Annotated in this window: 18 protein-coding genes and 1 pseudogene; 12 read left to right on the forward strand and 7 right to left on the reverse strand. The window is 71.6% G+C overall.

Going from position 1 to position 26512, the window contains the following annotated elements:
- Positions 1–27: 27 nt before the first annotated feature.
- Positions 28–801: a GntR family transcriptional regulator gene (locus tag ACGF5C_RS22985; protein ID WP_393304646.1), complete on the forward strand. Its 774-nt coding sequence runs from the start codon at positions 28–30 to the stop codon at positions 799–801.
- 20 nt (positions 802–821) lie between these two features.
- Here ACGF5C_RS22985 and ACGF5C_RS22990 read toward each other — a convergent pair whose 3' ends face one another.
- The 4 genes from ACGF5C_RS22990 to ACGF5C_RS23005 form a co-directional block, all read right to left on the reverse strand.
- Positions 822–4145 (reverse strand): beta-N-acetylglucosaminidase domain-containing protein, encoded by a 3324-nt coding sequence (locus tag ACGF5C_RS22990; RefSeq protein ID WP_393304648.1) that lies wholly within the window; start codon positions 4143–4145, stop codon positions 822–824.
- An 875-nt stretch (positions 4146–5020) separates the two neighbouring features.
- Positions 5021–5725, reverse strand: a complete 705-nt coding sequence (locus tag ACGF5C_RS22995; RefSeq protein ID WP_393304650.1) for a hypothetical protein — start codon at positions 5723–5725, stop codon at positions 5021–5023.
- A 171-nt stretch (positions 5726–5896) separates the two neighbouring features.
- A complete protein-coding gene (locus tag ACGF5C_RS23000; protein WP_393304652.1) occupies positions 5897–6346 on the reverse strand; it encodes a hemerythrin domain-containing protein in 450 nt (149 codons plus the stop codon).
- A gap of 131 nt (positions 6347–6477) precedes the next feature.
- Positions 6478–7284, reverse strand: coding sequence for a DUF2249 domain-containing protein (locus tag ACGF5C_RS23005; RefSeq protein WP_393304654.1), 807 nt, complete (start codon positions 7282–7284; stop codon positions 6478–6480).
- Between the two features lie 189 nt (positions 7285–7473).
- Between ACGF5C_RS23005 and ACGF5C_RS23010 the strand changes: the two genes are divergently transcribed.
- The 4 genes from ACGF5C_RS23010 to ACGF5C_RS23025 all read left to right on the forward strand — a co-directional run bounded on the left by ACGF5C_RS23010 (position 7474) and on the right by ACGF5C_RS23025 (position 13656).
- Positions 7474–8601, forward strand: coding sequence for a hypothetical protein (locus ACGF5C_RS23010; RefSeq protein ID WP_393304656.1), 1128 nt, complete (start codon positions 7474–7476; stop codon positions 8599–8601).
- Positions 8602–8669: 68 nt separating this feature from the next.
- Entirely contained in the window at positions 8670–9827 is a 1158-nt protein-coding gene (locus ACGF5C_RS23015) for a hypothetical protein (RefSeq protein ID WP_393304658.1), read from the forward strand.
- A gap of 2 nt (positions 9828–9829) precedes the next feature.
- Positions 9830–11197: a multicopper oxidase domain-containing protein gene (locus ACGF5C_RS23020; RefSeq protein WP_393304660.1), complete on the forward strand. Its 1368-nt coding sequence runs from the start codon at positions 9830–9832 to the stop codon at positions 11195–11197.
- An 860-nt stretch (positions 11198–12057) separates the two neighbouring features.
- Positions 12058–13656 (forward strand): extracellular solute-binding protein, encoded by a 1599-nt coding sequence (locus ACGF5C_RS23025; protein WP_393304662.1) that lies wholly within the window; start codon positions 12058–12060, stop codon positions 13654–13656.
- A gap of 57 nt (positions 13657–13713) precedes the next feature.
- On the opposite strand, the gene ACGF5C_RS23030 is transcribed toward ACGF5C_RS23025, so the two are convergent.
- From ACGF5C_RS23030 to ACGF5C_RS23040, 3 genes are all read right to left on the reverse strand, one after another.
- Positions 13714–14952, reverse strand: a complete 1239-nt coding sequence (locus tag ACGF5C_RS23030; RefSeq protein ID WP_393304681.1) for a nitrate/nitrite transporter — start codon at positions 14950–14952, stop codon at positions 13714–13716.
- 220 nt (positions 14953–15172) lie between these two features.
- Entirely contained in the window at positions 15173–15412 is a 240-nt protein-coding gene (locus tag ACGF5C_RS23035) for a DUF6457 domain-containing protein (RefSeq protein WP_393304663.1), read from the reverse strand.
- 17 nt (positions 15413–15429) lie between these two features.
- Complete coding sequence (locus ACGF5C_RS23040) at positions 15430–15675, reverse strand: MoaD/ThiS family protein (RefSeq protein ID WP_393304665.1); 246 nt, start codon at positions 15673–15675, stop codon at positions 15430–15432.
- Between the two features lie 505 nt (positions 15676–16180).
- Between ACGF5C_RS23040 and ACGF5C_RS23045 the strand changes: the two genes are divergently transcribed.
- From ACGF5C_RS23045 to ACGF5C_RS23075, 7 genes and pseudogenes are all read left to right on the forward strand, one after another.
- The gene (locus tag ACGF5C_RS23045) at positions 16181–17335 is read left to right on the forward strand and encodes a TIGR04053 family radical SAM/SPASM domain-containing protein (protein WP_393304667.1); all 1155 of its coding nucleotides are present in this window, start codon (positions 16181–16183) and stop codon (positions 17333–17335) included.
- Between the two features lie 151 nt (positions 17336–17486).
- A pseudogene (locus ACGF5C_RS23050) lies at positions 17487–18182 on the forward strand (helix-turn-helix transcriptional regulator); the annotation flags it as partial.
- A 559-nt stretch (positions 18183–18741) separates the two neighbouring features.
- Positions 18742–22443: a nitrate reductase subunit alpha gene (locus ACGF5C_RS23055; protein ID WP_393304669.1), complete on the forward strand. Its 3702-nt coding sequence runs from the start codon at positions 18742–18744 to the stop codon at positions 22441–22443.
- Positions 22443–24074, forward strand: coding sequence for a nitrate reductase subunit beta (gene narH, locus ACGF5C_RS23060; protein WP_393304671.1), 1632 nt, complete (start codon positions 22443–22445; stop codon positions 24072–24074). Before ACGF5C_RS23055 ends, narH begins: the two co-directional genes overlap by 1 nt.
- The gene (gene narJ / locus ACGF5C_RS23065) at positions 24071–24766 is read left to right on the forward strand and encodes a nitrate reductase molybdenum cofactor assembly chaperone (protein ID WP_393304673.1); all 696 of its coding nucleotides are present in this window, start codon (positions 24071–24073) and stop codon (positions 24764–24766) included. Before narH ends, narJ begins: the two co-directional genes overlap by 4 nt.
- Positions 24763–25512, forward strand: coding sequence for a respiratory nitrate reductase subunit gamma (gene narI, locus ACGF5C_RS23070; RefSeq protein WP_393304675.1), 750 nt, complete (start codon positions 24763–24765; stop codon positions 25510–25512). Before narJ ends, narI begins: the two co-directional genes overlap by 4 nt.
- Before the next feature lie 77 nt (positions 25513–25589).
- Positions 25590–25937, forward strand: coding sequence for a carboxymuconolactone decarboxylase family protein (locus tag ACGF5C_RS23075; RefSeq protein ID WP_393304677.1), 348 nt, complete (start codon positions 25590–25592; stop codon positions 25935–25937).
- Positions 25938–26512: the final 575 nt, after the last annotated feature.

Consider the following 26512-nt stretch of genomic DNA (forward strand, 5'->3'; position numbering starts at 1 on the left):
CAACTACGGGGAAAGGGGATCGGGTCCGTGCCAAGGAGGCGACACGAGCCGAGCGACGGGGCGCTTGAATCGTTGCTGGCGGAGCACAACCGCGGCAAGGGTGAGCACATCAGAGACGTGCTCACCGCCATGGTCCTGAGCTCGCGGGACGGCGCGCTGCTTCCCTCGGAGCGGGTCCTCGCCGAACGGTTCGGCGTCGCCCGGATGACCGTCCGGGGCTCCATCGACGCGCTGGAGGCGAAGAGAATGGTCCGGCGGGTGCCCGGGCGCGGGACCTTCGTGCAGCACCCCACGCTGACCCACTCGGAGATCTTCCGCTCGTTCAGCGAGGACATGCGGATGCGCGGCATGACACCGGGCGCCAAGTCGTACCGCGCCCGCACCCGCCCGGCCACCCGCGCCGTCGCCGCCAGCCTCGACATCGCCCCGGGCGAGCCGACCCATTACATCGAGCGGATCCGCACCGCGGACGGCATCCCGATGGCGCTGGAGCGGACCAACCTCGCCGCGGCGCGGTTCCCCAACCTGCCGGCGGTGATGGGGCGCGACGACTCGCTGTACGAGGTGCTGGGCCGCGTCTTCGGGGTGCGGCTGGAATCGGCGCGGCAGACGGTCACCATCGCCCGGCTGACCGACGCCGAGGCAAAGCGGCTCGAAGTCGCGGAGGACAGCCCGGCGTTCCTGATCGAGCGCATCTCGGTGGACAACATGGGAAAGGTCGTGGAGTTCGGCCGTTCGCTCTACCGCGGGGATCGTTACGCCATCCAGATGCACGTCAGCCCCCCGTCGCCGGAGGGCTGACGCACATCGGCGGAGGCCGGTCAGCCGAGACCGGTGAGGTGGTGCGCCTCGAGTTCGGCCGCGGTCAGGGCCCGGTCGTAGATCGCCGCCTCGTCGAGGTCGCCCTGGAGTCGCTGGTTCGCGTCGTCTCCGCGGCCACCGAGCTTGACGCTCGCCGTACCGCTGCCTGGCGACACCGACGTCGCGACGCTGTTGTCCGCCACCCCGTCGAGGTACACGGTCAGCCGTGACCCGTCGAAGACGGCGGCGACGTGGTGCCACGTGTTCGGTGTCAGCCGGGTGCGGCCGGTCACGAGGCCGTACCCCTTTCCGGCAGCGCCCAGCGACCACGCCTGCAGGACGCCGTCCGTCACCCTCAGCGCATACCCGTTGACCGCCGGCCCGCTGTAACTCTCGATGATCGCCTGCCCCGGCGCCGGGGCGAGCGTGTCGAGCTTCACCCACGCCTCAAGGGTGAACGCGCCCTGGAGGTCGGTTCGCGGGCTTCGCGGCGCCTCGATGTACCCGGCGGAGAGGTCCGCCGCCCGGTCACCGGTGATCGCACCCTCGGCCCCCGCGTGGGCACCGGCCAGGTAGGTGCCGTTCTGCCGGCTGGCGGAGCCGTCCACGGCGGTGCTGGAGTCGGTCGCGTCGCCGAGCCGCCAGTAGCCGGCCGGGTTCGCCCCGGTCACGAGGTTCGGGTAGCTCTGCTCCCCGACCAGGATCGGGAGCGACACGTTCACCGGTGGCGCGCCGTCCTCGGCGAAGGACACCGTCACCTGGTGGCGTCCCGTCTCTGCACCGGCCGGGACGGTCACCTCCACCGGCACGCTCGCGCCGATGGTTCGGCCACCCGGCTGGGCACGGAACACCTGCTTCGCCGGGTCGACGGTCCAGCCAGCCGGGCCGGTGGCGCTCACCTGGCCACTGATCCGGTGGTCCGCGAACACCTCGAAGGTGACCTGGAACCGCTTCGTCTTCCCGGGCGCGATGAGCGATCCCGGCGGATCGACCGACACGGTGCCGCTGAACACGTCAGAGTAGTGCGGGACGATCTCGTAGATGCGCGGGGCCGCGCTGCCCGATGTCCACCGGATGCGTACCGCGCTGGCCGCGAGGTCCGTGGCCGGCACCTTGGTGAACCCGTCAGCGAGCGGTCCGAGATCCACCCAGGCGCCGTCGACCAGCGCCTGGATCATGCCGTCGGCGGGAGCGGTCGCGTCCTGCACCACGGTCACCGCCGACAGCCAGTGCGGCTTGGTGATCGGAACCGTGATCGCGTCGCCGTCCTGCGGCTTGCCGGCGGCGACGTACGCCGTGTCGTCGCGCCGGTCGGTCAGGTTGCCCAGCGCCGACCCCTGGGTGGCAGCCGGTAGGCCCGTGGGAGCCCCAAGGTCGCCGTACCAGCGGTCACCGATGTAGCCGTCGCTCTGGGAGGCCGCGAAGCTGAGCAGGTCGTCGACCGGACCGGGACTGATCTGGTGCCACGTCCGGTCGAGGATGCCGCGGGCCCGCGCCTGATCCCGTCGTGCCAGCCAGGCGGCTTCGCCGTCCCCCCGGTCCTGGGCCCGGAGGATGGCCACGGCCGCCCGGCCTGCCTGGCCAGTCATTCCGACGCGGTCCAGCCAGGGCCCGATCTGCTTGAGCAGCGCGGGGTTGTCGAGCCGCGCCCGGAGCGCGGCGGGCAGGTCCGCCAGGCGGCGCATCTCACGATCGAGCTGCTCGAGTTCGTCGCCCACCGGCCGGCCCGCCGAGTACTCGGCGATGAGCCGGTTGATGAGCGCGGCGAACTGCGGCCGTGCGGTGTTGTCGAGGACGCTGGCCCGGTTGTTCTCCGCGAACAGCCGAAGCTCCTGGTAGGCGTCGCCGCCGACGGTCTGCAGCGTGCGCGTCCATGAGCGCTCCGGGTCGTAGGCCCCGGGGTTCCAGGCGTAGTCGGCCTGCGTGCCGAGTGAGATCAGCGAGGCCTCCTGGTGCTGGACGAGTTCGTTGAACGAGATGCCGATGACGTCGTCCGCCATGCTGGCGTCGCGGTTCACCAGTGGGCCCAACAGCAGCCGGTTGGGGCTGTAGTCGTTGACCGGGTAGTTGTCCCAGAGCATGATCCGGTGCCGCGGCCAGGCGGCCTGCGCGGCCCGGAGGTCGTCCCTGGTGATGCTCGGCGAGACCACTTCCGGCCCGGTCCAGCAGAGGTCGACGTCGGCGCTCACCAACTCGTCGAACCGGTTCTTGTACGGCGTACGGGCCATGCCCCAGTACTCGGTCGGCACGGTCACCAGACGGGTGGCGCCGGGGTGCTTCTCGATGAACTCGCGTTGGACCAGGTTGGTGACCCCGGCCTGGGCGGCGGCGAGCGGCGACGAGTCGCCCTGGTAGGCGTCCCGGTCCTCCTGGCACGCGAAGTTACCGGACACGTCGTCCCAGGCGATGACGTAACTGCGGATCCCGATCTGCCACAACTGCGCGAAGCGGGCCAGCAGCTTGGCCCGGTCGGACTCGCGCACGTGGCAGATCCCCTGACCGGGTGCCAAGGGCGCCTCCGGCGAGACCCGGTACACGAAATCGACATGACGCGACCGCGCCAGGTCCACGATCTCCCTCAACCGGCCCAGTTCCGCCTCGTCGTAGAGGGAGTCCCAGTTCGAGCCGGTACGCAGATCGTCCGCAGGCCCGTAGAAGAACTGGTTCATCTTGTGCCGAGCCAGGAACTCGATCTGCGAGCGCCGGTCCTCCTGCGACCACACCGGTCCGTAGAACGACTCCATGCCGCCACGAATTCGGTAACCCGGCCAGTCGCGTACCGCTACACCGTCAACCGTTACCCGGGAGCCTTCCGACACGAGCAGCTGACGCAGTGACTGCACGGCGTAGAAGGTGCCGGGGCCGTCCACACCCGCGAGGACGATCCGCGGTCGCCCGAGACGATCAGGCCCGGCCGCCAGGACGTACCCCTCGCCGGGCAACCCCGCTGGCCCCTCGACCCCGAGGGCGTCCAGCACGATGGTGCTCGCCGACGTCTCGCGCGGTCCACCGAGGAGGATCAACGGGCGCGACGTCGACATGTCCGCGCTTCGGACGACCCTGGCTGTGACACCGTGCGCCCCGAGCAGATCCACGAGCGATTCCTCGGCCGCCGAATCCACAGCCGCACCCGCGACGACATCGACATTGCCGGGCAGGACGACGGACCCCGGACGCGGCGCTGCGTGCTGCGGCACCGGAAGAATTCGCGCCGCATCCACCCGATCAGGAGCCTGGGCCTCGCCCCGAGCAGGAGGAGAGCTCACCAGCCCGATGGCGAGCCCGACCAACCCGGCGAATATTCCGGCGCGGCGATAGCCACGAAACGAACGCGACAGAAACATCACACCTCCACTCCTTCAATGTGGCTGGCGCTTGGTATCGGCAGGTATCCCGGCGTGGCGCACACCGGGCGGAGCGCCACGAAGGCTGGGGCCCGAGGTCCGCCGCTCCGGTGGGTCAGCAGGCAGGCGGCCGGTTGGCGGATTCGGGGGTTCGCGCCCGCGCGACGGGCCTCCCGGCGACTGGCTGAGCCGGGCCGGTGCAACCGGACTCGCTCGTGCGGATGCCGCCCAGGTTGACCCACAGCCATCACGACAGTCGCGGCGCCGAACGGCACCTGAGCTCCGCGCCGCATCCTCGACTCCCCACCGAGATCAGCCAAGCCAGACCGGTCTATACCAGTAACAAGAATCCATGCCACGCCTGGCCACGTCAACCCTGCCGCCGAACCGCAGATGCAGGCGGCCGGCCATCAACCGCCGCGCGCAGCACTCGGCGTAACGAGCTCGCGACTCGGCGCGGCGCCGAACCACGTCGATCGGCACGACAGCCACGGAAGCGAAACGAGGCGCACGCACAACCAGACGGTTGTGCGTGCGCCCTCGTGACCGAGGAAGACGCCGACCGGGCGGACGCCCTGCTCCACGCGCTCGCCGACAGCGGCCGCGAGCAGTTGGCCAGCGGCGACGGGCGGCGGTGCGGTCGGCGGCATCCATGCTCACCGAACTCGAACAGGTCTGGCGCCGGCGGTCGACCACGGCCTCGAGCCCGGCGGCCGGGTGACCTACTACTCGGCGCCCTCGCCTACGAACTGCGGGTCGACGACGGGGCGTTCACCCGCGTCCAGGCACTGCTCGGCAGCGCGGGGAGACGTCCCCGACGGAGTTACGGAGCAGCCGGACCATCTGTTCGACCAGCTCGACCGGCGTGTCGTACGTCAGGAACGAGGTCGCCGGTGAACTGGAAAGCCCGACCGCCAGGGCTCCTTCGTGGAATCGCCGGGCAGCGAATCGGTCCAGGGGGAACCGCCGACCATCGCCGGCTCCGGTTCGTCGGCCCTACCCGGCTTCGTCGGATCCTCCGCCTGTTTCGTCGACCCGAGCCCGTCGGCACCGAGCGGGCGGAGTCCATCCGCACCGAGCGGGCGGTCCCGTTCCGATACCGCCGGAATGATCTTGTCGGGGACAACGCCCGCCGGCTCATCGGCGTCCGGCTGCGGCCAGCGCCGCCACCGCTGGGCACTGGCGACCCCGACCAGGAGCAGTGAGCCCAGCAGCAGCGTCGTCCCGGTCCGCACGGGGGTGAGCAGGTCAATCTGGTAACCCGCCACGCTCAGCTTGTGACCGAGTAGATCCAGCAGCCGCGCCGGGCTGAACAACAGGCCTACGTAGCTGATCGAATACGCCAGTCCGGTCAGCACCGAGCCGAGCGGGGAAATCCGTACGGTGGCGATGAGTCCGAGAAGAAGGCCAGCAGCCGCAAGCACCAGCAACGGCTTCAGCAGAGCGTCAGGGTCGAGGGCACCACCACTTTCCTGCGCATCCCCGAACACCCGCAGCGACCGGCCTTGTCCAGCGGCGAGCAGGACCCAGGCCAGCGGACCCACGACGAGCGCGGCGATTACGGTCTTGATGTGTCGCATTCGGGCAAGGTACCGAGCTTCCCTCGTTGACCGGCAACGCGATAAGCAAAACTTAACCCGCCATCACGCTACGTCGTCCCGCGTAGCTGACGGTGCCGAAAGCGGGCTGTCGGCATACGAAACGGGTCGAACGTCCAAAGGGGTCGGACGGGGCTCACGGCGTACCCGTACCTACGACGTCGCCGGATCGACCTCCGCCATGCCGGTGATCCGGTCCCACGCCGGGATGGGCAGGGCGATCACGGCGGCCGGGAAAAGCCCGTGCTCCTCGTTGTCGATGTGCCGGTGCAGCCGGTCCATGGCGGCGAGCACGGCGGGCCAGTCCGGGGCCGTCCGGTCCACCGCACCGAGCACGCCGTGGATGTCGTCGTGTTCGGCGCAGAGCTTGTCGACGGCCTCGGCCAGGCTGCCCTCCTCGCGCAGTTCGACGAAGAGGCCGCTCTCCTCGGTCGCGGTGTGCGGCAGCAGCAGGGAGAGCAGGGCGTCCAGGGTGGCCAGCCTGTCGTCGGTCTCCGCGAGGATGGCCCGGCGGAGCTCGCCGGCCGCGTTGGCGATCTCGTCATGCTCGGCCGACAGCCGGCCGATCAGCGGGAAGTCGCGGCAGCCGCAGTAGTTGCACATGTCCTTCTCCCTTCCTCCAGGCGCGGTTCGATCGTCCACCCGGTGCGGCGTGGCCAGCCAGGCCGAAAGACCCGCCGGCGCCGGGGCGGTGGTCACACCGCCCCGCGTCCCGCAATCCGTCGTCGTGCCGGTCAGCTGGGTGTGAGCGTCCGGCTCAGCCGGATCTGCCACACCTGCGGGCCGTCCTGCAGCCACTCGGTCGTCACCGCGCCGCCGTAGCGCTGGTCGATCTCGGCGAGCAGCGGCCGGGGCGCGTGCGGCGCGACCAGGACCAGCGCGTTTCCCGCCCGCAGCCCGTCAAGGGCGGCGAGCACGGTAGCGTGCCGCTGCCCGTGCGGCAGGTCCCGGACGTCCAGCCGGGGGTCGATGCTCAACACCGGCGCCGCGCCTGCGCCGGCCGGGGCGTCCCCGCCGCAACCACAGGAGCCGCCGCCGCACCCGCCCCCGGCGGCCGGCGTCGCCTCACCCAGCAGGTCGTGCATGCCGGCGAGCAACCCCGCGAGCGAGACGTCCGCGGCTCCGACCAGTAGCGGTACGACCAGGTGGTTTTCCTTGTCGAGGTGCACCGCGAACAGCGCGGCGAGGGCGCGGGCGGCCGCTGCCGCGGGCACCGCGCGGGTGAGGCCGGCCAGCTCGGAGACGAGCCCGACGATCGCCTTGTGCTCACCGAGCATGCCGTCGACGAGCAGCTTCCCCTCGGCGAGTGCCGCCGCGGCGGGGTACAGGGCGGCCTCCTCAGCGTGCGCGTGCGGCAGCAGCTCGGCGTGCAGCCACCGGACGAGTTCGTCGCGAGCGCGCATCGCCTCCGCGTCGTCGCCGCAGCCGGCTGCCTCCACCAGGTGGTTGGTCAGCGTGTCGAGGGTGGTGGCGAGTGCGGCGTGGTGCCGTACGACCGCCTCGGCCGCCTGGCGGTCCGCGGTCGCTTCCGACTGTGACATGGCGCCCTCCCGGGTTTTGATGCCGTTTGACGTTGTAACGTTAACCATCGTGAAAACCCGTCGAGAAGGGCCGGTTGGGGAGACGATCGACACTCCCCGCCATCGGGCCCTCGGCACCCAGAGCCGGACGGCGATCCGCAACCTCGTGCGGCTCTCCCTGCCTCCGGCATCGTCCGGCTCGGGCCGGTCATGACCACGCCCCGGCCGATACCCGTCGCCTGGCGGCTGCCAGCCCTCGCCGCTGGCGGGGTCGCCCTGCTCACCGGTCTGTACGCGGCCCTGCTGCTGCTCGGCACCCGGGTACCCGCGCCCCCGGGACAGCTGGCAGAGGTGCACGGGCCGCTGATGGTCCTCGGCTTCGTCGGGACCCTGATCGCCCTGGAGCGGGCGGTGGCACTGGGCGACCGCTGGGCCCTGCTCGCGCCGGCCTGCTCCGGCGGCGGCGCCCTGCTGCTGGTGCTCACCGGGCCGAGCCTCACCGCCCGCCTGTTGCTGATGGTCGCCTCGGTCCTCCTGCTCGGCGTCTACCGGCAGATCTGGCGGCGTCAGCCGGGCGTCGCGCTGCTCGCCCAGGCTGCCGGCGCGCTGGCCTGGTACGCCGCCACACTGCTCTGGCTCGCCGGACTCACCGTGGCCGAGATCGTGCCGTGGCTGGCCACGTTCGTGGTGGCCACGATCGCGGGGGAACGCTTCGAACTGGCGCGGGTGGCGCTGCCCGCGCGCGCCGGTCGGTGGTTCCTCGGCGCCCTGTCGGCACTGATGGCCGGCGTGACCGCCACCGCCGTCTGGCCCGGCATCGGCCCGTACCTGTTCGGCGCGGGACTGCTCGCCGTGGTGGCCTGGCTCGCCGCCTTCGACGTCGCCCGCCGCACCGTCCGGAGCCGGGGTCTGCCCCGGTACGTGGCGCTGGGCCTGCTCGCCGGCTACGCCTGGCTGGGACTGGCCGGCCTGCTCTGGGCCGGGGCAGGCGCCAGCGCTGACGGCCCCCGCTACGACGCCACCCTGCACGCCGTCTTCCTGGGGTTCACCATGTCGATGATCTTCGTGCACGCCCCGGTGATCCTGCCGGCCGTGCTGCGCCGGCCCCTGCCGTACCAGCGCCTGCTGTACGCGCCGTTGGCGCTGCTGCACGCCTCCCTCCTGGTGCGGGTCGTCATCGGTGACGCCCTGCGGGTGCAGCCGGTGTGGCGTGGGGCCGGCGTGGCCAACGTCCTCGCGGTCCTCGCCTTCGTCGGCCTCGCGGTGGTGTCTTCGCTGCGACCGCCCCGGAACCGGGACACGTCGCCGACCCGACCCGTTCCGATGGCGGTGAGGTGATGGCCGTGACGGACCGGGCGGCCACGCCTCCGTCGACGGGGACCGGCCGGGCCGGCTGGCACCGGCGAGTGAGCGCGCTACCGATGGCGTACCTGGCCGGGCTGGTCGTCCTCGCCTTCAGTCACCCGTTCCTGCCGTCCTGGCGTTGGCTGGCGATCCACCTTCTCCTGCTCGGGGCGGTGACCAACGCGATCATGGTGTGGAGCGCCCACTTCACCGTCGCCGTGCTGCGCGCTCCGGCGCCGCCGAACCGCCGCGGGGAGACGGCCCGTCTCGCCGTCCTCAATGTCGGCGTGGTGGCGGTGCTGTTCGGCGCCCTGGTTGGCCGGCCGTGGGTCGGAGTCGCCGGCGCGGCCCTCGTCTTCACCGCGATCGCCGCCCACGCCCACTGGCTGGCCGGTCGCCTGCGCGCCGCACTGCCCGGCCGGTTCACGGTCACCGTCCACTACTACCTCGCGGCGACCCTCGCGATCGGCGTCGGCATCCCGGTCGGAGCCTGGATGCTGGTGGTGGACGACGCCACTCGTCCCCGGCTGACGCTCTTCCACGCCCACGTCAACCTGCTCGGCTGGGTCACCCTCACCGTCCTCGGCACGCTGCTGACGCTCTGGCCGACGGTGCTGCGCGCCCGGATGGCCGCCGGCGCCGCCCACGCCGCCACGCTCGCCCTGCCCCTGCTGACCACGGGACTCGTCCTGCTCGGCGTCGGGCTGCTCGCCTGGTGGCGTACGGTCATCGGGGTCGGCCTGGTGCTCTTCGTCCTCGGCGCGCTGACCGCGCTGCGCCCCGCCATCACCGCCGCCCGCGCCCGGCCGCCCGCCTCCTTCGCCACCTGGTCGATCGCGGCGGCCGCCGGCTGGCTGCTCGTCGCGCTCGCCGTCGACACCGCGACCCTGCTCGCCAGCACCGGGCCGGAGGCGGCGGCGGGCCGCTTCGGGATCGTGCTCGTCCCGTTGCTGGCCGGCTTCGTCGCGCAGGTCCTCATCGGGTCGTTGAGCTACCTGCTGCCGGTGGTCCTCGGTGGCGGACCGGGGCCGGCGCGGCGCCGCATCGCCATCCTCGACCGCAACTGGCCGCAACGGGTGGCGATGGCGAACGCGGCCCTGGTGGTGTTCGCCCTGCCGAGTCCCCCGTTCGTTCGCATCACCACCTCACTGTTGATCCTCGCCGCGCTGGTGCAGTTCCTCGTGCCGGCCGTGCGGGTCCTACTCGCCGCGCGGAGGTAACCGTGTCCGGGCCCGACCCCACCACGCCGATCCGCCCCCTCGGTGGCGTCGCCGTGGGCCTCACCCTCGTCTTGATCGCCGTCCTGGTCGGCGTCGCCGGCCAGCGGCTCTCCACCGCACCGTCCGATGCCGGCACCACCGCGAACGGATCCGTGCCGGCCTCCGGGCGCACCACCACCGTCTCCGTGGTCGCGCAGGGGATGCGGTTCCAACCGGACCGGATCACCGTTCCGAGCGGCGACCGCCTGGTCATCGAGGTGACCAACCGGGACGACCGCCGCCACGACCTCGTCCTGGCCACCGGCCAACGGACCGCCGCCATCGGCCGTGGGGCGACCGCGCGCCTGGACGCCGGCGTGATCGGCGGACCGGTGGCGGGTTGGTGCTCCCTGCCCGGGCACCGCCAGGCCGGCATGACGCTGACGATCACGACCACCGACACGCCGGCCGGCACCGGTCACGAGAGCGGGCACACCATGCCCGGCGCGGAGGTGCCGCGCGTCGACGCCATGGCCGCCCCCGCGGCGACCTTCACCGCCAGGGACGCCGCCGCGCCAACCGCCCCGCCCGGTCGCCTGCACAAGCGGGAACTGCGGGTGCGCGAGGTGGAGCGCGAGGTCGCCCCGGGCGTACGGCAGAAGCTCTGGACGTTCGACGGCATGGTCCCCGGGCCGGTGCTGCGTGGCAAGGTCGGCGACACCTTCGAGATCACCCTGATCAATGACGGCACGGTCGACCACGGAATCGACTTCCACGCCGGTGCGGTCGCCCCGGACGAGGTGATGCGCCCGATCGACCCCGGGCAGCGGTTGACCTACCGGTTCACCGCCACCCGGGCCGGCATCTGGATGTACCACTGCTCGACCATGCCGATGCTGCACCACATCGGCAACGGCATGTACGGCGCGGTGATCATCGACCCGCCCGACCTGCCCAAGGTCGACCGGGAGTACGTCCTCGTCCAGTCCGAGCTGTACCTCGGCGGCGACGGCGAGCCCGGCGACCTGACGAAAATGCAGGCGGAGCGGCCCGATGCCGTCGTCTTCAACGGCTACGTCGCCCAGTACGCCCACCGGCCGCTACCCGCGCGGGCCGGCGAGCGCGTCCGCGTCTGGCTGCTCGACGCCGGCCCCAACCGGGACAGCTCCTTCCACGTCGTCGGCGCCCAGTTCGACACCGTCTACCGCGAGGGGCGGTGGGAGAGCCGGCCAGCCGACCCCGGCGGGGCTCAGGTGCTCTCGCTGACTCCGGCCGCCGGCGGCTTCGTCGAAACGGTCTTCCCCGAGCCCGGGCACTACCCGTTCGTCAGCCACGCCATGGTCGACGCGGAACGCGGTGCCCGGGGCATCTTCGAGGTGACGCCCTCCTGACAACAGGTCGTCACGGACGGCGTCGGCATCCCGTGCCGACCCGTTGGGCAGCCGCTGCATCCGGTCCGGCGTGGTGTCGCCGGCGGCCTCCGCCGGGACACGGACATCGCCGTCCAGCCGAACCGCGAGACGACACGACACGCCGAAAGGCGAGTGGCTTTCAGGCTGGCGGCGCCGTGGCACCATACCTCTGTCGTCCGTCGCATCGGCGCGGCTCGTCAAGGGAGTCACAATGGCTGGGCTGACGGGGGGACAGCGATGCCCGGCGCCGCTGAGTTCGCATGATCCAGGCACGGCGGGGCCCTACCAGCTGATCGGACGGCTGGGTGCGGGCGGCCAGGGCGTCATCCACCTGGGCAGGGACCGGAACGGCTACCGGGCAACGGTCAAGATGATCAATGCCGACCCGCACCAGAGCCCCTGGATCAGGTCTCAGTTCGCGAAGGAGATCGCCGCCGCGCGACGGGGTCACCCCCTCCTGTGCGGCGCTTCGTCGTGGTGCACGTCGTCCGGCCTGTTGCCCGCCGCCGCACTGGCCAAAACACCGAGCCGAATCCCGGGAAGGCGTCGACAGCCGACCAGGCCACGACCCTGCCCCGGTCCCGGCCCTGACCCACGAACACGATCCGGTCCGCACCGCACTGCGGCTCGGCCGGGCTGGTGGCTGATGTCGACACCGTCAGCCGACACCCTGGAGGGACCAAATGGTTTCAGGTCGATCGACTGCCCGGCCGTGGCTGCCGTACACCGTAGCCATCGTGGCCGGATTCGCGGTCATCGCGGCGGCCTACCTGATCGTCCGGCCGGCGGCGGACGTCGGGTGCACGCCGCTGGCGGTCAGCTCGTCGATCGAGAAGGACGTGCTGCTCGGCGAGCTGGCAGAACGCTACAACAAGAGCAATCGGCGGGTCGGTGGCCGGTGCGCCGTTGTGACCGTACATGGCCTCTCCTCCGGTGCGGCGACGGACGCGCTGGCCGGCGAATGGTCAGTCAAGCAGCCCAACCTGCCACGGCCGCAGGTGTGGTTGCCGACATCAACCCTGTGGACCGGGCAGTTGAAGTTGCGGGACGAGGCCGCCGGGCGTCCGGCGCAGACCCCCGGCCAGTACCCGTCGATCGCGAACAGCCCGCTGGTCATCGCCATGCCGCAGCCGAAGGGAGAGCTGCTCCAACAGCAGGGTCCACTCGGCTGGGGTGAGATCCTGGGCTCGTCTGGGCGCACGGGCTGGGCCACCTTCGGTCGCCCCGAGTGGGGGCGGTTCACGTTCGGCAAGGTCAACCCGAACCTGTCCACCTCTGGGCTGGCGGCCACGATCGCGAGCTACTACGCGGCCATCAACCGGGCCAGTGACCTCACCGAGAGCGACCTCGCGAATCCGGCGGTGACCCAGTACGTCCGCCGCATCGAGGCCAACGTGTCCCACTACAGCGACGACATCGTGGATCTGCTGAAGGACCGCGCCGAGGCGGACCTGTCCGGCACGGCGGCTCCGACGGACATGAGCGCGGTGGTGACGCAGGAGGAGTTGGTCTACCAGTACAACGAGGGGGAGCTGAGCCCGACCCGGGGCGAGAAGCCGAGGGTCCCGCTGGTCGCGGTGTATCCGAAGGAGGGCACGTTCAACCTAGACCACCCGTACGTGGTGCTCCCCTCGGCCAGCCCGGAGCAACGTGACGCCGCTGCCGACTTCCTGGCATTCCTTCAGGAGCCGCCGCAGCAGCAGAGCTTCAGCCGGCTCGGGTTCCGCGACCACAAGCAGAACGCGTCCCGTCCGCTGATCGCCTCCGTCGGCGGGCGCGGGGCCCAAGATCTCACCTATTTCGACCCGCCGGATCCCACCGTGGTCAAGGCGATCCTCACCGGCTGGGGCACGCTGCGCAAGAAGGCGAACATCCTCGTGGCCGTCGACACGTCCGGTTCGATGAACGCAAGGATCGGTGACCGGACCAGGTTCCAGGTGGCGACCAGGGCCGCCGCCAAGGGCTTTGGCCTCTTGAACTCCGAGGACCAGGTCGCACTCTGGTCGTTCTCTTCCGAGACGGAACAGCGGCCGAAGTCGCCCTACAGCGAGGAGGTCCGGCTGTCGGCGTTCGACCAGAGGTCGCTCACCAGTGAGATCAACAATCTCCACGTCGAGGGCGGCACCGCTCTGTACGCCACCGTACGGGCGGCGCACCGTCACATGCTCGATCACTATGACCAGTCCCGGATCAACGCGGTGGTCGTACTGACGGACGGCAAGAACGAGTACAACAAGGACAACAATCTCGCCCGGCTGCTCCGAGATGTCGCGTTGGATCCGGAACGACCGATCAAGATTTTCTGCATCGCCTTTGATGAGCAGTCCGATTTCGGGACGCTGGACCGGATCGCCAAGGCGTCCGCGGGCAAGGCGTTCGACGCCCGCGACCCAGCGAAGATCGACGACGCGTTCGTCAAGCTGGTCAGTAGCTTCTAGGACTGCCGTGGCGGCGGGGCGAGCCCGCCGCCACGGCAGCCGCTCGACCGCGGGATCTCACGCGGTGACCGGTTGCCGACCGGACCTACGGGCGAGGCCGCCCATCCGCACCGCGGTAAACACCGCTGCGGCCAGTGCCACGTCCGACAGCAGCATCAGCCCGATCGAGTACGAGCCCTGTGCGCCGAACACCCAGCCCATGACGAGGGGCGGCACGAATCCACCGAGGCCGCCCGCCGCGCCGACCAGCCCGGTGACCGCGCCGACCTGCTCGGGCGGGGCGACCTTGCCGACCAGCGCGAAGACGGCTCCGCTGGCGGCACCGAGCAGGATCGCCATGCCGAGGAGGGCCACCGTGGCCACCGGCATCAGCGACGGCTCGAAGGCCTGGACGACGGCCAGGGCGGCCACCAGGGCGAAGCACCACACCAGCACCGGCACGGGGTGCAGACGGTCGGACAGCCAGCCGCCGAGGGGGCGGGCGGCCACGGCCAGCACCACGAAGCCGGCGGTGCGCAGCGCCCCGTCGGCGGCGCTCAGTTCGTAGGTGGTGCCCAGGTAGGCGGGTAGGTAGACGCTGAAGGCGACGAAGCCGCCGAAGCCGACCGCGTACAGGAAACACAGCTGCCAGGTCACGGTGAGCCGCCCGACGTCGGCCAGTCGCCGCCAGGGGGAGCCGGTGGGCCGGGTGCGGCCGGGGGCGTCCCGCAGCAGCAGGAACGCCAGCACCGCGTACCCGGCGAGGATCGCGGCGACGAGCAGGAACGGAGCCTGGTCGCCGTAGGCGTCGGCCAGCCGGACGGTGGTGAAGTTCGCGATCGCCGTGCCACCCATGCCCACGCCGAACAGCCCGATGGCGAAGCCCCGCCGCGCCGGCGGGTACCAGCCGGAGACGTGCGGGACGCCGACGGCGAACGCGGTGCCGCCGATGCCGAGGAAGAAGCCGGTCAGGATCAGCGCTGCGTAGGAGTTGACCACGGTGAGCGTCAGCACCGGGACGATCGTCGCCACGCTGACCAGGGGAAACACCAGGCGCGCGCCGTACCGGTCGGTGAGTGCCCCGACCGGGATGCGGCCGAGCGAACCGACGACCACCGGCACGGCGACGAGCAGCGACTGGGCGGCGAAGCTCAAGCCGAGCCGCTCCTTGATTCCCGGGCCCAGCGGTCCGAGCAGGGCCCACGCCCAGAAGTTGACCAGAAATCCGAGGGTGGCGACGGCGAGTTGAAGGGGCGCGCCGCTGGTCTTGGCCGGCTGCGTCCGGTTGCCCGTCGCAGGGTTTCTTTCTCCGGTCATGGTCATCGCTTTCTCCGTCGAGATTGTCGAGGGGTGCCCCAAGCCAAAAGAGGATCAGCATGATCCGCTTCCTGGTTCTGAGCCTGTTGCAGCCGAACGGGACGGATCAGGGCCGGAAGGCCCCACTCCGCGGCGCTCGGTGTCGGGAGCGCGTACGCCAGCGGGCACGCCGCCGCCCGGCCGGTCGGCCGGGAGGTGTGCGGAGGCCCCGCATCGGTGGTCAAGTGGCCTCCTCAGGTACGAGGGCGGTCAGGGCGACACGTGCCACGTCGAGGTCGGCATGCCGCCCGACAGCCACCCCGACGAGATACGCCGCGAGCGGGCCTGCCGGACGGCAGACACCGTGCGCCACCGTCCGCACCAGGTCGAGCAGTGCCCGGGTGTCGTCGCTCGACGGCGTCGGCAGGTCGAGCGCCGCCGCAGCGCCGGGGAGCCAGTCGTCCAGCCGTGGGTCGGCCATGATGTCTCCTTCGTGGTTCAGCCGCCGGCGAACGGCGGTAGCACGTCGACCGTGGCGGCCGGAGGTAGGACCTGGTGTTCGTCGCGCCACTGGGTGCCGTCGACCAGGAAGCTGCACGCCCGCAGGGCGGTCCGCAGTTCCGGTCCGTGCCGGTCGCCGATCCGGTCGAGCAGTTCGGCCAGCGTGCCGGCCTGCTGGTCCTCCTCGGGCACTCCGGCGGCGGCCCGGGTGCCGCCGAAGTACCGGACCCGTACGGTGGTCAACGGCCCGTCCGGGTCCGGCCCCGGTGCCGAGGTGGTCCGTCCCAGCCGGTCCGGGTGGGCGTGCGGCCCCACACGGCCAGCAGTGCCCGCTCCGCCTCCTCGGTCCCTCGCGACATACACCTCATGCCTCCGATCGGTCGCTGTGGCGTCCACGGTCGGACCGGTCACGGCACGCCAACCGGAGGGACGCCCGGCAATCCTGCCGACCCGATATCTCACCGGACCGGGCCGAAGGTCCCGAGATCACCGGGCAGTTGCGCCCGTGGTCGAGACGACCGGGGTACGCGGCGGCCACGGATGAGAATGGGGCGATTCGGCGGCTGGGAACAAGCGTCCTCGGCCGTGCCGGCACGGCCGAGGCGACCGTGGCATTCCCGGGTCGAGCGGCCCGCCGACGAGGGTCTCCGGTCCCTGGTGTGCGCCGTTTCCGCCGGGCACCGTCCACGCCGTGACACGGGTTACCACATCGGCATCAGGCGGCGGGCCGCACCGGGCGGGAGCGCCGGTGCGGACACCACGACATGACGTACGGGAGCGCCCGTTCATCGTCATCTGGGAGGCCACCCGGGCCTGCCCGCTGGCCTGCCTGCACTGCCGCGCGTCGGCCCGGCCGCTGCGCGACCCGGCCGAGCTCGACACCGACGAGGCGACGTCGCTCATGGCCCAGGTCGCGGCCTTCGGCCGCCCCGCGCCGCTGTTCGTGATCACCGGTGGGGACCCGTTCCAGCGGCCGGACCTGGAGACGCTGGTCCGCCGGGGGGACGAGCTGGGCCTGCCGGTGTCGGTGTCGCCGTCGGGCACCCCGACGCTCACCCGGGACGCCCTGGCCGGCATCCGGAACGCCGGCGCCCGGGCCATCTCGCTGAGCCTGGACGCGGCCACCGCCGCCGGACACGACGGGTTCCGGGGCGTGCCGGGAGTCTGGGAGCTCACCGGCCGGGCCTGGCAGGACGCGCGTGACCTGGGACTCAAGGTCCAGATCAACACGACGGTCACCCGGGACACGGTGCGCGACCTGCCGGGGATCGCGGCCCAGGTGCACGATCGGGGCGTCTCGCTGTGGAGCGTCTTCTTCCTCGTGCCGACCGGTCGTGGACGGGCGCTGGCGGGCCTGGACGCGGCGGAGACCGAGGACGTGCTGCACGTGCTCTACGACCTCGGGGAGACCGTGCCGGTGAAGACCACCGAGGCGCACCACTTCCGCCGGGTCTGCCTGCAACGCGACGCGCTGGCGCGCCGCGGGGAGGACCCGGTGACGGCGTTCGGGTTGGGGCCACTGTACCGGGAACTGCGCGCGCGGCTGGACGAGCACGGCCTGACCGGTCGGGCCGATCGGGTGCGACGGGCGCCACTACGGGTCAGCGCGGGCAATGGCTTCGTCTTCGTCTCGCACCGCGGGGACGTCCACCCGAGCGGGTTCCTGCCGCTGCCCGCGGGCAACGTTCGGCGGCTGTCGCTGGTAGACATCTACCGCGACTCCGAGCTGTTCACCGGCCTGCGGGATCCGGGGCGGCTGCGGGGACGCTGCGGTGCCTGCGAGTTCCGCGCGGTGTGCGGGGGATCTCGGGCCCGGGCGTACGCGGTCACCGGGGACCTGTGGGGACAGGACCCGTCCTGCGGCTACCTGCCCGGCTCGTTGCCCTGGCCAGCGGAGAAGTGACCAGTTGTCGTCCCTCCCTGCGGATCTCTCTCTGTCGGCCTCGCCAAACCCGTCCCGCCGGGACCAGGGGTCCCGGTCGCTGTCGGGAATGTGAGCGGGAGAACGTGACTCCCGGGTTTTTACGGCGGGCGACGTTGTAACGTTGTCTAGCGTGGAAACCGCGAGGACAGGGCCGATCGGGGAAGTGATCGACACGGGCCGGCACCGGGCGCTCGGCACCGCGAGCCGGGCCTCGATCCTGGAGATCATCAAGGCGTCCGGGGGCGGCATGACCATCGCGGAGGTGGGAGAGCGGACGGGGCTGCACCCGTCGACCGCCCGCGCCCACCTCGACCGGCTGGTCGACGCGGGCCTGCTGGTCAAGGCCCGGGCCAGCGGCGGCCAGCCGGGCAGGCCGGCCTGGCGCTACCGGACGGTCGCAGCCGAGGCGCCTGCGCCCGCGCCGTACCGGGCCCTGGCCGTCGCGCTGCTCGACCACCTGTCTCGGCGTACCCGGGGTGACGTGCGGGCCGAAGCCACCCGGGCCGGGCAGGACTGGGGCCGGCAACTGGCCGCCGTCACCCCGCCCGGTGACGACCCGACCGATGTTCTCCTCGCCGTGCTGCGCGGCCTCGGCTTCAGCCCTCGCCTGCACCACAACGGCGACGGGCGGACCGAGATCCACCTGCACACCTGCCCCTTCCTGGAGCTGGTGAACCGCAACCCGGACGCGATCTGCAACCTCCACGTCGGTGTGGTCCAGGGTGCCCTGGAGCAGTCCGGGGCCCCGTCCGCCAGCGCCGTCCTCGAGCCGTTCGGCGCGCCGGACGCCTGCGTGGTGCGCCTGGTCGTGCCCACGGCCGACACCGCCGGCCGGCGTCGCTCGGGAGCCCGGACGGCGTCGCGACGAGCGCCAGCTCCACCCAGCCGTGCTGGCGGACCCCGGCCCTTGCCGCCGGCGGCTGCGCCCCGCTGACCGGCCGGTAGGCGGCACCACCGCCGACCCGACCCTGCCCCTGCCCGCGGCACGACGGTGTCGGACGGCACGGTAGGCCGACGAACCGCGCCGCTGCGGCACGGGCGAGACGGAACCTGCCCCGCCGCGACGCCGCCGCCCGGCGAGCACGTGCGTCGCGTCGTCGACGAGCGGTGTTCCCGCCGCTGACGGCGCCAGCACGCTCGGCCCGCTCGTGAGCCGGCAGCCCTTCCTGATTCACCGTGCCTTGACCACGGCCTCGCGGCAATTCGGCCGCCGGGCGTTGCCACCGCCGTTTCCCGCGAGGTCAGGACTTTGGTCCTTCCGGATCAGGACCGCAGCCTCCCGATCCGGAGGTTGTCGCAACGGAGGCTGTGGTGGTGCGGCGCGGCAGCGCGGCACCGACGCGCCACGGGCCGTCGCCTCACTCGACGCCGAAGGAGTGACCGCCGTGTCACCACACCGATCGCCGGACGCCGCCCAGCCTCCCGCGACGGACCAGGTTCCGGGCGTGGCGCCGCTGCTGGCCGCTCGCCGCTTCCTGACCGGGGCGACGACCGGCGACCATGGTCGAACCCTGCACCAGGTCGAGGAAAACGGCTGGGAGTCGTTCTACCGCGACCGCTGGCGCTACGACCGCGTCGTCCGCTCCACCCACGGCGTCAACTGCACCGGCTCGTGCTCCTGGAACGTCTTCGTCAAGGACGGACTGATCACCTGGGAGCACCAGGCCACCGACTACCCGACGACGGGTGCGGACTCCCCGGACTACGAGCCGCGCGGCTGCCCCCGGGGCGCCTCCTTCTCCTGGTACGAGTACTCCCCGTCGCGGGTACGCCACCCGTATGTGCGCGGGGTCCTTGCCGAGATGTTCCGCGAGGCGTACCAGCGCCTCGGCGACCCCGTGTCGGCCTGGGCCGAGATCGTGGAGAATCCGCTGAAGGCACGGGCCTACAAGAGCCAGCGCGGGCGCGGCGGTTTCGTCCGTGCCACCTGGGACGAGGCGATCACCATGATGGCCGCCGCGCACGTCTACACCACCAAGACGTACGGGCCGGACCGGGTCGTGGGTTTCTCGCCGATTCCGGCGATGTCGATGGCGTCGTTCGCCGCCGGCACCCGCTACCACGCGCTGCTCGGCGGCACGCTGCTCAGCTTCTACGACTGGTACGCCGACCTTCCGGTCGCCTCGCCCCAGATCTGGGGTGACCAGACCGACGTGCCGGAGGCGGGCGACTGGTGGAACGCCACGTACCTGATGATGTGGGGTTCCAACATCCCGGTGACCCGCACCCCGGACGCGCACTTCCTGGCCGAGGCCCGCTACAAGGGGACCAAGGTGGTCGCGGTCAGCCCGGACTACGCCGACAACGTCAAGTTCGCCGATGACTGGCTCGCCCCGCACCCCGGCACCGACGGCGCTCTCGCCATGGCGATGGGCCACGTCATCCTCACCGAGTTCTTCCGCGACCGGCAGGTGCCGTACTTCACCGACTACGTGCGCAGCTACACCGACCTGCCGTTCCTGGTCACGCTCCGGCAGCGCGCGGGCGGCGGGTGGACGCCCGACCGGTTCCTCACCGCGGCCGACCTCGGCGACGACGGTGGCGAGCACAAGACGGTGCTGGTCGACGAGCGTACGGGCGAGCCGGTGGTGCCGAACGGCTCGCTCGGCTTCCGCTACGGCGCCCGGGACGCCGGCCGGTGGAACCTGGACCTTGGCGATGTCGTGCCCGCCCTCGGACTGCTCGGCCGTACCGACGACGCCGTGGAGGTCGACCTGCCCCGCTTCGACGTCGGCGACTCCGAAGGCGGCACCACGATGCGCCGCGGCGTGCCGGTCACGCGTGTGGGAGACCACCTCGTCACCACCGTGTTCGACCTGCTGATGGCCCAGTACGGGGTGCGCCGCGGTGACCTGCCGGGTGAGTGGCCGACCGGGTACGACGACGTGGACGCCCCGAACACCCCGGCCTGGCAGGAGCAGATCACCGGCGTGCCGGCGGCGCTCGCCGCGCGGATCGCCCGCGAGTTCGCCCGCAACGCCGAGCGCAGCCGGGGTCGTTCGATGATCGTCCTCGGCGCCGGCGCGAACCAGTGGTTCCACTCCGACATGACGTACCGGGCCTTCATTTCTCTCGTCACGCTGACCGGCTGCCAGGGCGTCAACGGGGGCGGCTGGGCGCACTACGTCGGCCAGGAGAAGGCCAGGCCGCTGACCGGCCAGCAGCACATGTCGTTCGCCTTCGACTGGCAGCGCCCGATGCGCCACCAGGCCTCCACCCCGTTCTGGTACCTGCACACCGACCAGTGGCGCTACGAGCGGGTGCCCGCCGACGAACTGTCGTCACCGCTGGGTACCGGCCGGTTCGCCGGGATGGCGTTCGCGGACACGGTCGCGGCCGCCCAGCGGATGGGCTGGAGCCCCGGCCACCCGGCGTTCAACCGCAACCCGCTGGACCTCACCGACGAGGCGGCCGCCACGGGCCGCACGGTCCAGCAGTACGTGGTGGACGAACTGAAGGCCGGCCGGCTCAAGGCGGTGGCCGAGGACCCCGACGACCCGATGAACTTTCCCCGGTGCCTGACGCTGTGGCGGGCCAACCTGCTGGGCTCCTCGGGCAAGGGCAACGAGTACTTCATGCGGCACCTGCTCGGCGTGGACTCCCTCGCGAGCGCGGAGGAGTGCGCCCCCGGCCAGCGGCCCCGCGACGTGGTCTGGCGCGACGAGGCGCCGACCGGGAAGCTGGACCTGCTCACGTCGATCGACTTCCGGATGACCAACACCGGCCTGCACGCCGACATGGTCCTGCCGGCCGCCACCTGGTACGAGAAGCACGACATCTCGACCACCGACATGCACCCGTTCGTGCACGCGTTCAGCCCGGCCGTCGAGCCGCCGGCGGACGCGCACACCGACTACGACACCTTCCTCGCCCTCGCCGACCGGTTCAGCGAACTGGCCAGCGTTCACCTGGGTGTGCGCCGGGACGTCCTCGCGGTGCCGTTGCAGCACGACACCCCGGACGAGTTGGCCACGCCCGGTGGCCGGGTACGCGACTGGAAGGCGGGCGACTGCGAGCCCGTACCCGGTGTCACGATGCCGAAGCTGGTCGAGATCGAACGCGACTACCCGCTGATCGGCGCCAAGATGCGCGCGGTGGGCCCGCTGCTGGACACCCTCGGCACCACCACCAAGGCGATCACGGTCGACGTCACCGCGGAGGTCGAATACCTGCGGCACCAGAACGGCGTGGTCGCGGACGGCCCCTTCGCCGGGCGCCCGTCGTTGGCCACCGCCGACCGGATGTGCGAGGCGATCCTCGCGTTGTCCGGCACCACCAACGGCCGGGTCGCCGCGGCCGGCTTCGCCGCCTTGGAGGAGCGTACCGGGCAGCCCTTCGTCGACCTGGTCGCCGGGCACGAGCAGGACCGGATCTCGTACCCGGACACCCAGGACGCGCCGCGGCCGGTCTTCACCAGCCCGGAGTGGTCGGGGTCGGAGAAGGGCGGCCGCCGGTACTCGCCGTTCACGCTCAACGTCGAACGGTCGAAGCCGTGGCACACCCTCACCGGCCGGCAGCACTTCTTCGTCGAGCACGACTGGATCGCCGAACTCGGTGAACAGCTGCCGGCCTTCCGCCCGCCGCTGAACATGGCGCGCCACTTCGGCACGCCCGGCGAGCTGGTGGATGGCGGTGTGACGGTGCGGTTCCTGACCCCGCACGCCAAGTGGTCGATCCACTCCATGTACCACGACAACGAGCTGATGCTCGCGCTGTCGCGGGGCGGGCCGGTGATCTGGATGAGCGTCGAGGACGCCGCGAAGATCGGCGTCAGGGACAACGAGTGGGTGGAGGCGCACAACCGCAACGGCATCGTCGTCGCCCGGGCGGTGGTCAGCCACCGCATGCCCGAGGGCACGGTGTTCCAGTACCACTCGCCGGAGCGCACGGTGAACGTGCCGAAGGCCGAGAAGAAGGGCCGCCGCGGCGGCTACCACAACTCGATGACCCGGTTGCTGATCAAGCCCACCCACCTCGCCGGTGGGCACGCCCAGCTCACCTACGCCTTCAACTACTACGGCCCGATCGGCAGCCAGCGCGACGAGATCACCGTGATCCGCCGGCGCGACCAGGAGGTGGAGTACTGATGCGGATTCGTGCGCAGGTCGCCATGGTGATGAACCTCGACAAGTGCATCGGCTGCCACACCTGCTCGGTGACATGCAAGCAGACCTGGACCAACCGTGAGGGCACCGAGTACGTGTGGTTCAACAACGTCGAGACCAAGCCGGGCATCGGATACCCCAAGCACTACGAGGACCAGGACCGCTGGCACGGCGGGTGGAAGCTCGACGGCAAGGGGCGGCTGACCCTGCGCTCCGGCGGGCGGGTCAAGCGGCTGACGCGGATCTTCGCCAACCCGGACCTGCCGTCGCTCGACGACTACTACGAGCCGGCGACCTTCGACAAGGACATCCTCGTCAGCGCGCCCGCCGGCCTCACCGACACGCCGGTCAAGCGGCCGTACTCCGCCCTGACCGGCGAGCCCATGTCGGTGCAGTGGGGCGCGAACTGGGAGGACAGCCTCGGCGGCGCCCACGAGCGCGCCGACGCGGACCCGAACATCGCGCGTATGCCCGCCGACGCCGCGGCGAAGGTCAGGTTCGAGTTCGAGAAGACCTTCATGTTCCACCTGCCGCGCATCTGCGAGCACTGCCTCAACCCGGCGTGCGTGTCGGCCTGCCCTTCCGGCGCGATGTACAAGCGGGAAGAGGACGGCATCGTGCTGGTCGACCAGGACAAGTGCCGGGGCTGGCGGATGTGCGTGTCGGCGTGCCCGTACAAGAAGGTGTACGTCAACCACGCCACCGGCAAGGCCGAGAAGTGCACGCTGTGCTTTCCGCGTATCGAGGCCGGGCAGCCCACCATCTGCTCCGAGACGTGCGTGGGGCGGCTGCGCTACCTCGGCATCGTCTTCTACGACGAGGACGGCGTGCTCGCCGCCGCATCGGTACCGGACGAGCACGACCTGCTGGATGCCCAGCGCGACGTCTTCCTGGACCCGCACGACCCGGCGGTGCAACAGGCGGCCCGCGACGCTGGCATGCCCGACGAGTGGATCGAGGCGGCGAAGCTGTCGCCGGTGTGGCGGCTGATCAGTGAGTACCGCATCGCGCTGCCGCTGCACCCCGAGTACCGCACGCTGCCGATGGTCTGGTACGTGCCCCCGCTGTCGCCGGTGCTCGACGCGGCCGGCGCGGCCGGCCGGGACGACACGGACGCCGACGAGGTGTTCCACACCATCCGGGACCTGCGTATCCCGGTGGAGTACCTGGCCGAGCTGTTCACCGCCGGCGACGCCGACGCCACCGCCGGCGTGCTGATGAAGCTGGCCGCCATGCGCTCGTACATGCGCGCCCGCACCCTGGACGGCACCGTCGCCGAGGACCTGTTGGACCGCATCGGGATGACCGCCGACCAGGTCGAGTCCATGTACCGGCTGCTGGCGATCGCCAAGTACGACGAGCGGTACGTCATCCCGACCGCTTACCGCGCCGACGCCGCCGCCCTCGAGGCGCAGGCCGCGCAGGCCGGCTGCTCACTCGACTGCGAGGGCGGACCCGGTATGGGGGGCGAGGCGACGGTCGCAGCGGCCGTGGAGCGCTTCCACCTCGTCGACGGCGAGGACGACGTGCACGTCGGCCGGCGCGGGCTGGTCACCCGTCGCCGCGACGGGCGGGCCGGGCTGTCCATCAACCCGCTGCGGGGCCAGTCATGACCGCCTCCGCCATCGACACCGTCCCGGTTACCGCGGCCGACCGGATCCGGCTGTTCCAGCTCACATCCGTGTTGCTCAGCTACCCCGACGCCGACCTGCTCGGCGCCGGCAGCGAGCTGCGCGGCGCCGCCGCGCGGATCGGGCACCCGCGGCTGCGCGGCCAGGTCGAGGAGTTCCTCACCTGGCTGCTGGGCACCGCGCCGATCGACGTACAGCGGCACTACGTGCAGACCTTCGACCTGCGCCGCCGCTCCGGCCTGTACCTGACGTACTACCTGCACGGCGACACCCGCAAGCGGGGGATGGCGCTGCTCATCCTCCAGCAGCGCTACCGCGCCCACGGACTGCGGCTGGCCGGCGGCGAGCTGCCCGACCTGCTGCCGGTCGTGCTCGAGTTCGCCGCGACCGTCGGCCCCGGTGCGGGGGAAGCGCCGCTGCGCCAGCACCGGCGCGGTATCGAACTGCTGCGCGCCGCGCTGGCCGATCTCCGCACGCCCTACCACCTGCTCCTCGACGCGATCACCAGCGCCCTGCCCGCGCTGACCGACGCCGACCGGGACGCCATCGCGGCGCTCGCCCTCGACGGCCCGCCCGTCGAGTCCGTTGGCCTGGACGCCCTCGGTCCCGACGAGCTCACCGGCGTCGGCCTCGCCCCCTACCCCACCTGCCGCCCGTCGGAGGCGCCGCGATGAACACCGTCATCTGGATCGTCCTGCCCTACCTGTGCCTGTCGGTGTTCGTCGCTGGCCACGTGTGGCGGTGGCGACACGACCAGTTCGGGTGGACCACCCACACCAGCCAGCTGTTGGAGAACCGGATCCTGCGCCTGGGATCGCCGCTGTTCCACCTCGGCGCGTTCGGCGTCATCGGCGGGCACGCCATGGGGCTGCTGGTGCCGGCCTCCGTCACCGAGGCCGTGGGCATCTCCGAGCACGCCTACCACCTGACCGCCGTCTGGGGCGGCACCATCACCGGCCTCATGCTCGTTGCCGGACTGGCCCTGCTCATCGCCCGTCGCTTCGTCAACGGGCGGATCCGGCGTAAGACCACCGTCATGGACAAGGTGCTCTATGCCGCGCTGGCGGCCATGGTCACGCTCGGCATGATCGCCACTGTCGCCACCAACCTGCTCGGGAGCGGGTACGACTACCGGGAGACGATCGCTGTCTGGTTCCGCAGCGTCTTCTGGTTCGCGCCGCGCAGCGACCTCATGGTCGGCGCGCCGCTGGTCTACCAGCTGCACGCCATCGGCGGTTTCCTGTTCCTGGCACTGTGGCCGTTCACCCGGCTCGTTCACGTCTGGTCTGCACCGCTGGCCTACCTGTGGCGCCCGTACGTCGTCTACCGCGCGCGCCGCGCCCCCGTCCCGGCCGCTCCCGCCTCGCCGGCCGCCGTGCGCGAGGCGACCGCCCGCCGGCCCGGGTCACCGGTTCGGTGATGGGCAGGAACGACCGTCACCCCCGCGTTCAAACTAGGGTGGGGACTGACGAACTCACGGACACCGGCGGAGGAGACGTGGTCGACTACCTGCCCACCATCTACAAGCAGTTCCTCGAACGCTTTCCCGAGGTCGCCGAGGCACAGGGGGTGCTCGCCCGCCTCGTACGTGAGCGCAGCCCCTTCGACGAGCGGACCGACCGGCTGATCCGACTTGCCATGGCGATCGGAGCCGAGGCCGAGGGGGCGGTGCGCTCCAACGTTCGCAAAGCCATCGAGCACGGAGCAACACTCGACGAGGTGCGCGCCGTCGCCCTCGGCGCCATCACCACGTGCGGCTTTCCCACCGCGATCGCCGCCCTCGGCTGGATCGAGGAAGTGGCGGGGGCCGAGAACTTCCCCGACGGCGGCGCAGCCGCGTCGTAGGCCCGACAACCGGAGTCGGCGGCGAAGCCGCCGTCGCGCCAGAGTTCGTACGCCGACGGCACGGGCCCGTCGGGCGGGGTGGTCGACGAGATCGCCGCCGGCCTGCCGAAACAGGCATGGCAGCGCGTCTCTGCCGGCACCCGAACCCGTTCCGTTGCGTCACCCGGTCGCCGTCGCCGGGCATCGACCCGGCACGGCGGGCCGCCGACGTCATCGCCTGCTCCCTCTTCCGACGCAGGCATCAAGCCGCCACCAAGGCCAGCCGTCACACCCGGCAAGCGCTCACGGAGCCCTGAGACAGATCTCCGACTGGAGCATCTGGGCGGCTGGTCTCTAGTGCCGCATCAGGCAACGTTTGCCCTGTCGTGACGTGACGCGCCGTCCGGATGCTGGCTCGGACGGCGTGGTGTCGCCAGGCTGTCCGGGTGGTAGACCGAGTACGCGTCCGGGAGATCGACGACGACGAAGGGCAGCGCCTGTTGCGGATCATCCGTCGGGGCACCGGATCGGTGGTGACCTGGCGACGGGCGCAGATGATCCTGCTGTCCGCGCAGAGCATGCCCGCGGCGAAGATC

The sequence above is a fragment of the Micromonospora sp. NPDC047620 genome (assembly GCF_043205005.1).
Taxonomy (GTDB): Bacteria; Actinomycetota; Actinomycetes; order Mycobacteriales; family Micromonosporaceae; genus Micromonospora.

Bases quoted from the DNA above. Each gene is read 5' to 3' on its own strand.
- ACGF5C_RS22995 (WP_393304650.1), bottom strand. From the start codon at position 5,725: ATGCGACACATCAAGACCGTAATCGCCGCGCTCGTCGTGGGTCCGCTG.
- narH (WP_393304671.1), top strand. From the start codon at position 22,443: ATGCGGATTCGTGCGCAGGTCGCCATGGTGATGAACCTCGACAAGTGC.
- ACGF5C_RS23030 (WP_393304681.1), bottom strand. From the start codon at position 14,952: ATGACCGGAGAAAGAAACCCTGCGACGGGCAACCGGACGCAGCCGGCC.
- ACGF5C_RS23000 (WP_393304652.1), bottom strand. From the start codon at position 6,346: ATGTGCAACTACTGCGGCTGCCGCGACTTCCCGCTGATCGGCCGGCTG.
- ACGF5C_RS22990 (WP_393304648.1), bottom strand. From the start codon at position 4,145: ATGTTTCTGTCGCGTTCGTTTCGTGGCTATCGCCGCGCCGGAATATTC.
- ACGF5C_RS23005 (WP_393304654.1), bottom strand. From the start codon at position 7,284: ATGTCACAGTCGGAAGCGACCGCGGACCGCCAGGCGGCCGAGGCGGTC.
- narJ (WP_393304673.1), top strand. From the start codon at position 24,071: ATGACCGCCTCCGCCATCGACACCGTCCCGGTTACCGCGGCCGACCGG.
- narI (WP_393304675.1), top strand. From the start codon at position 24,763: ATGAACACCGTCATCTGGATCGTCCTGCCCTACCTGTGCCTGTCGGTG.
- ACGF5C_RS23035 (WP_393304663.1), bottom strand. From the start codon at position 15,412: ATGGCCGACCCACGGCTGGACGACTGGCTCCCCGGCGCTGCGGCGGCG.
- ACGF5C_RS23010 (WP_393304656.1), top strand. From the start codon at position 7,474: ATGACCACGCCCCGGCCGATACCCGTCGCCTGGCGGCTGCCAGCCCTC.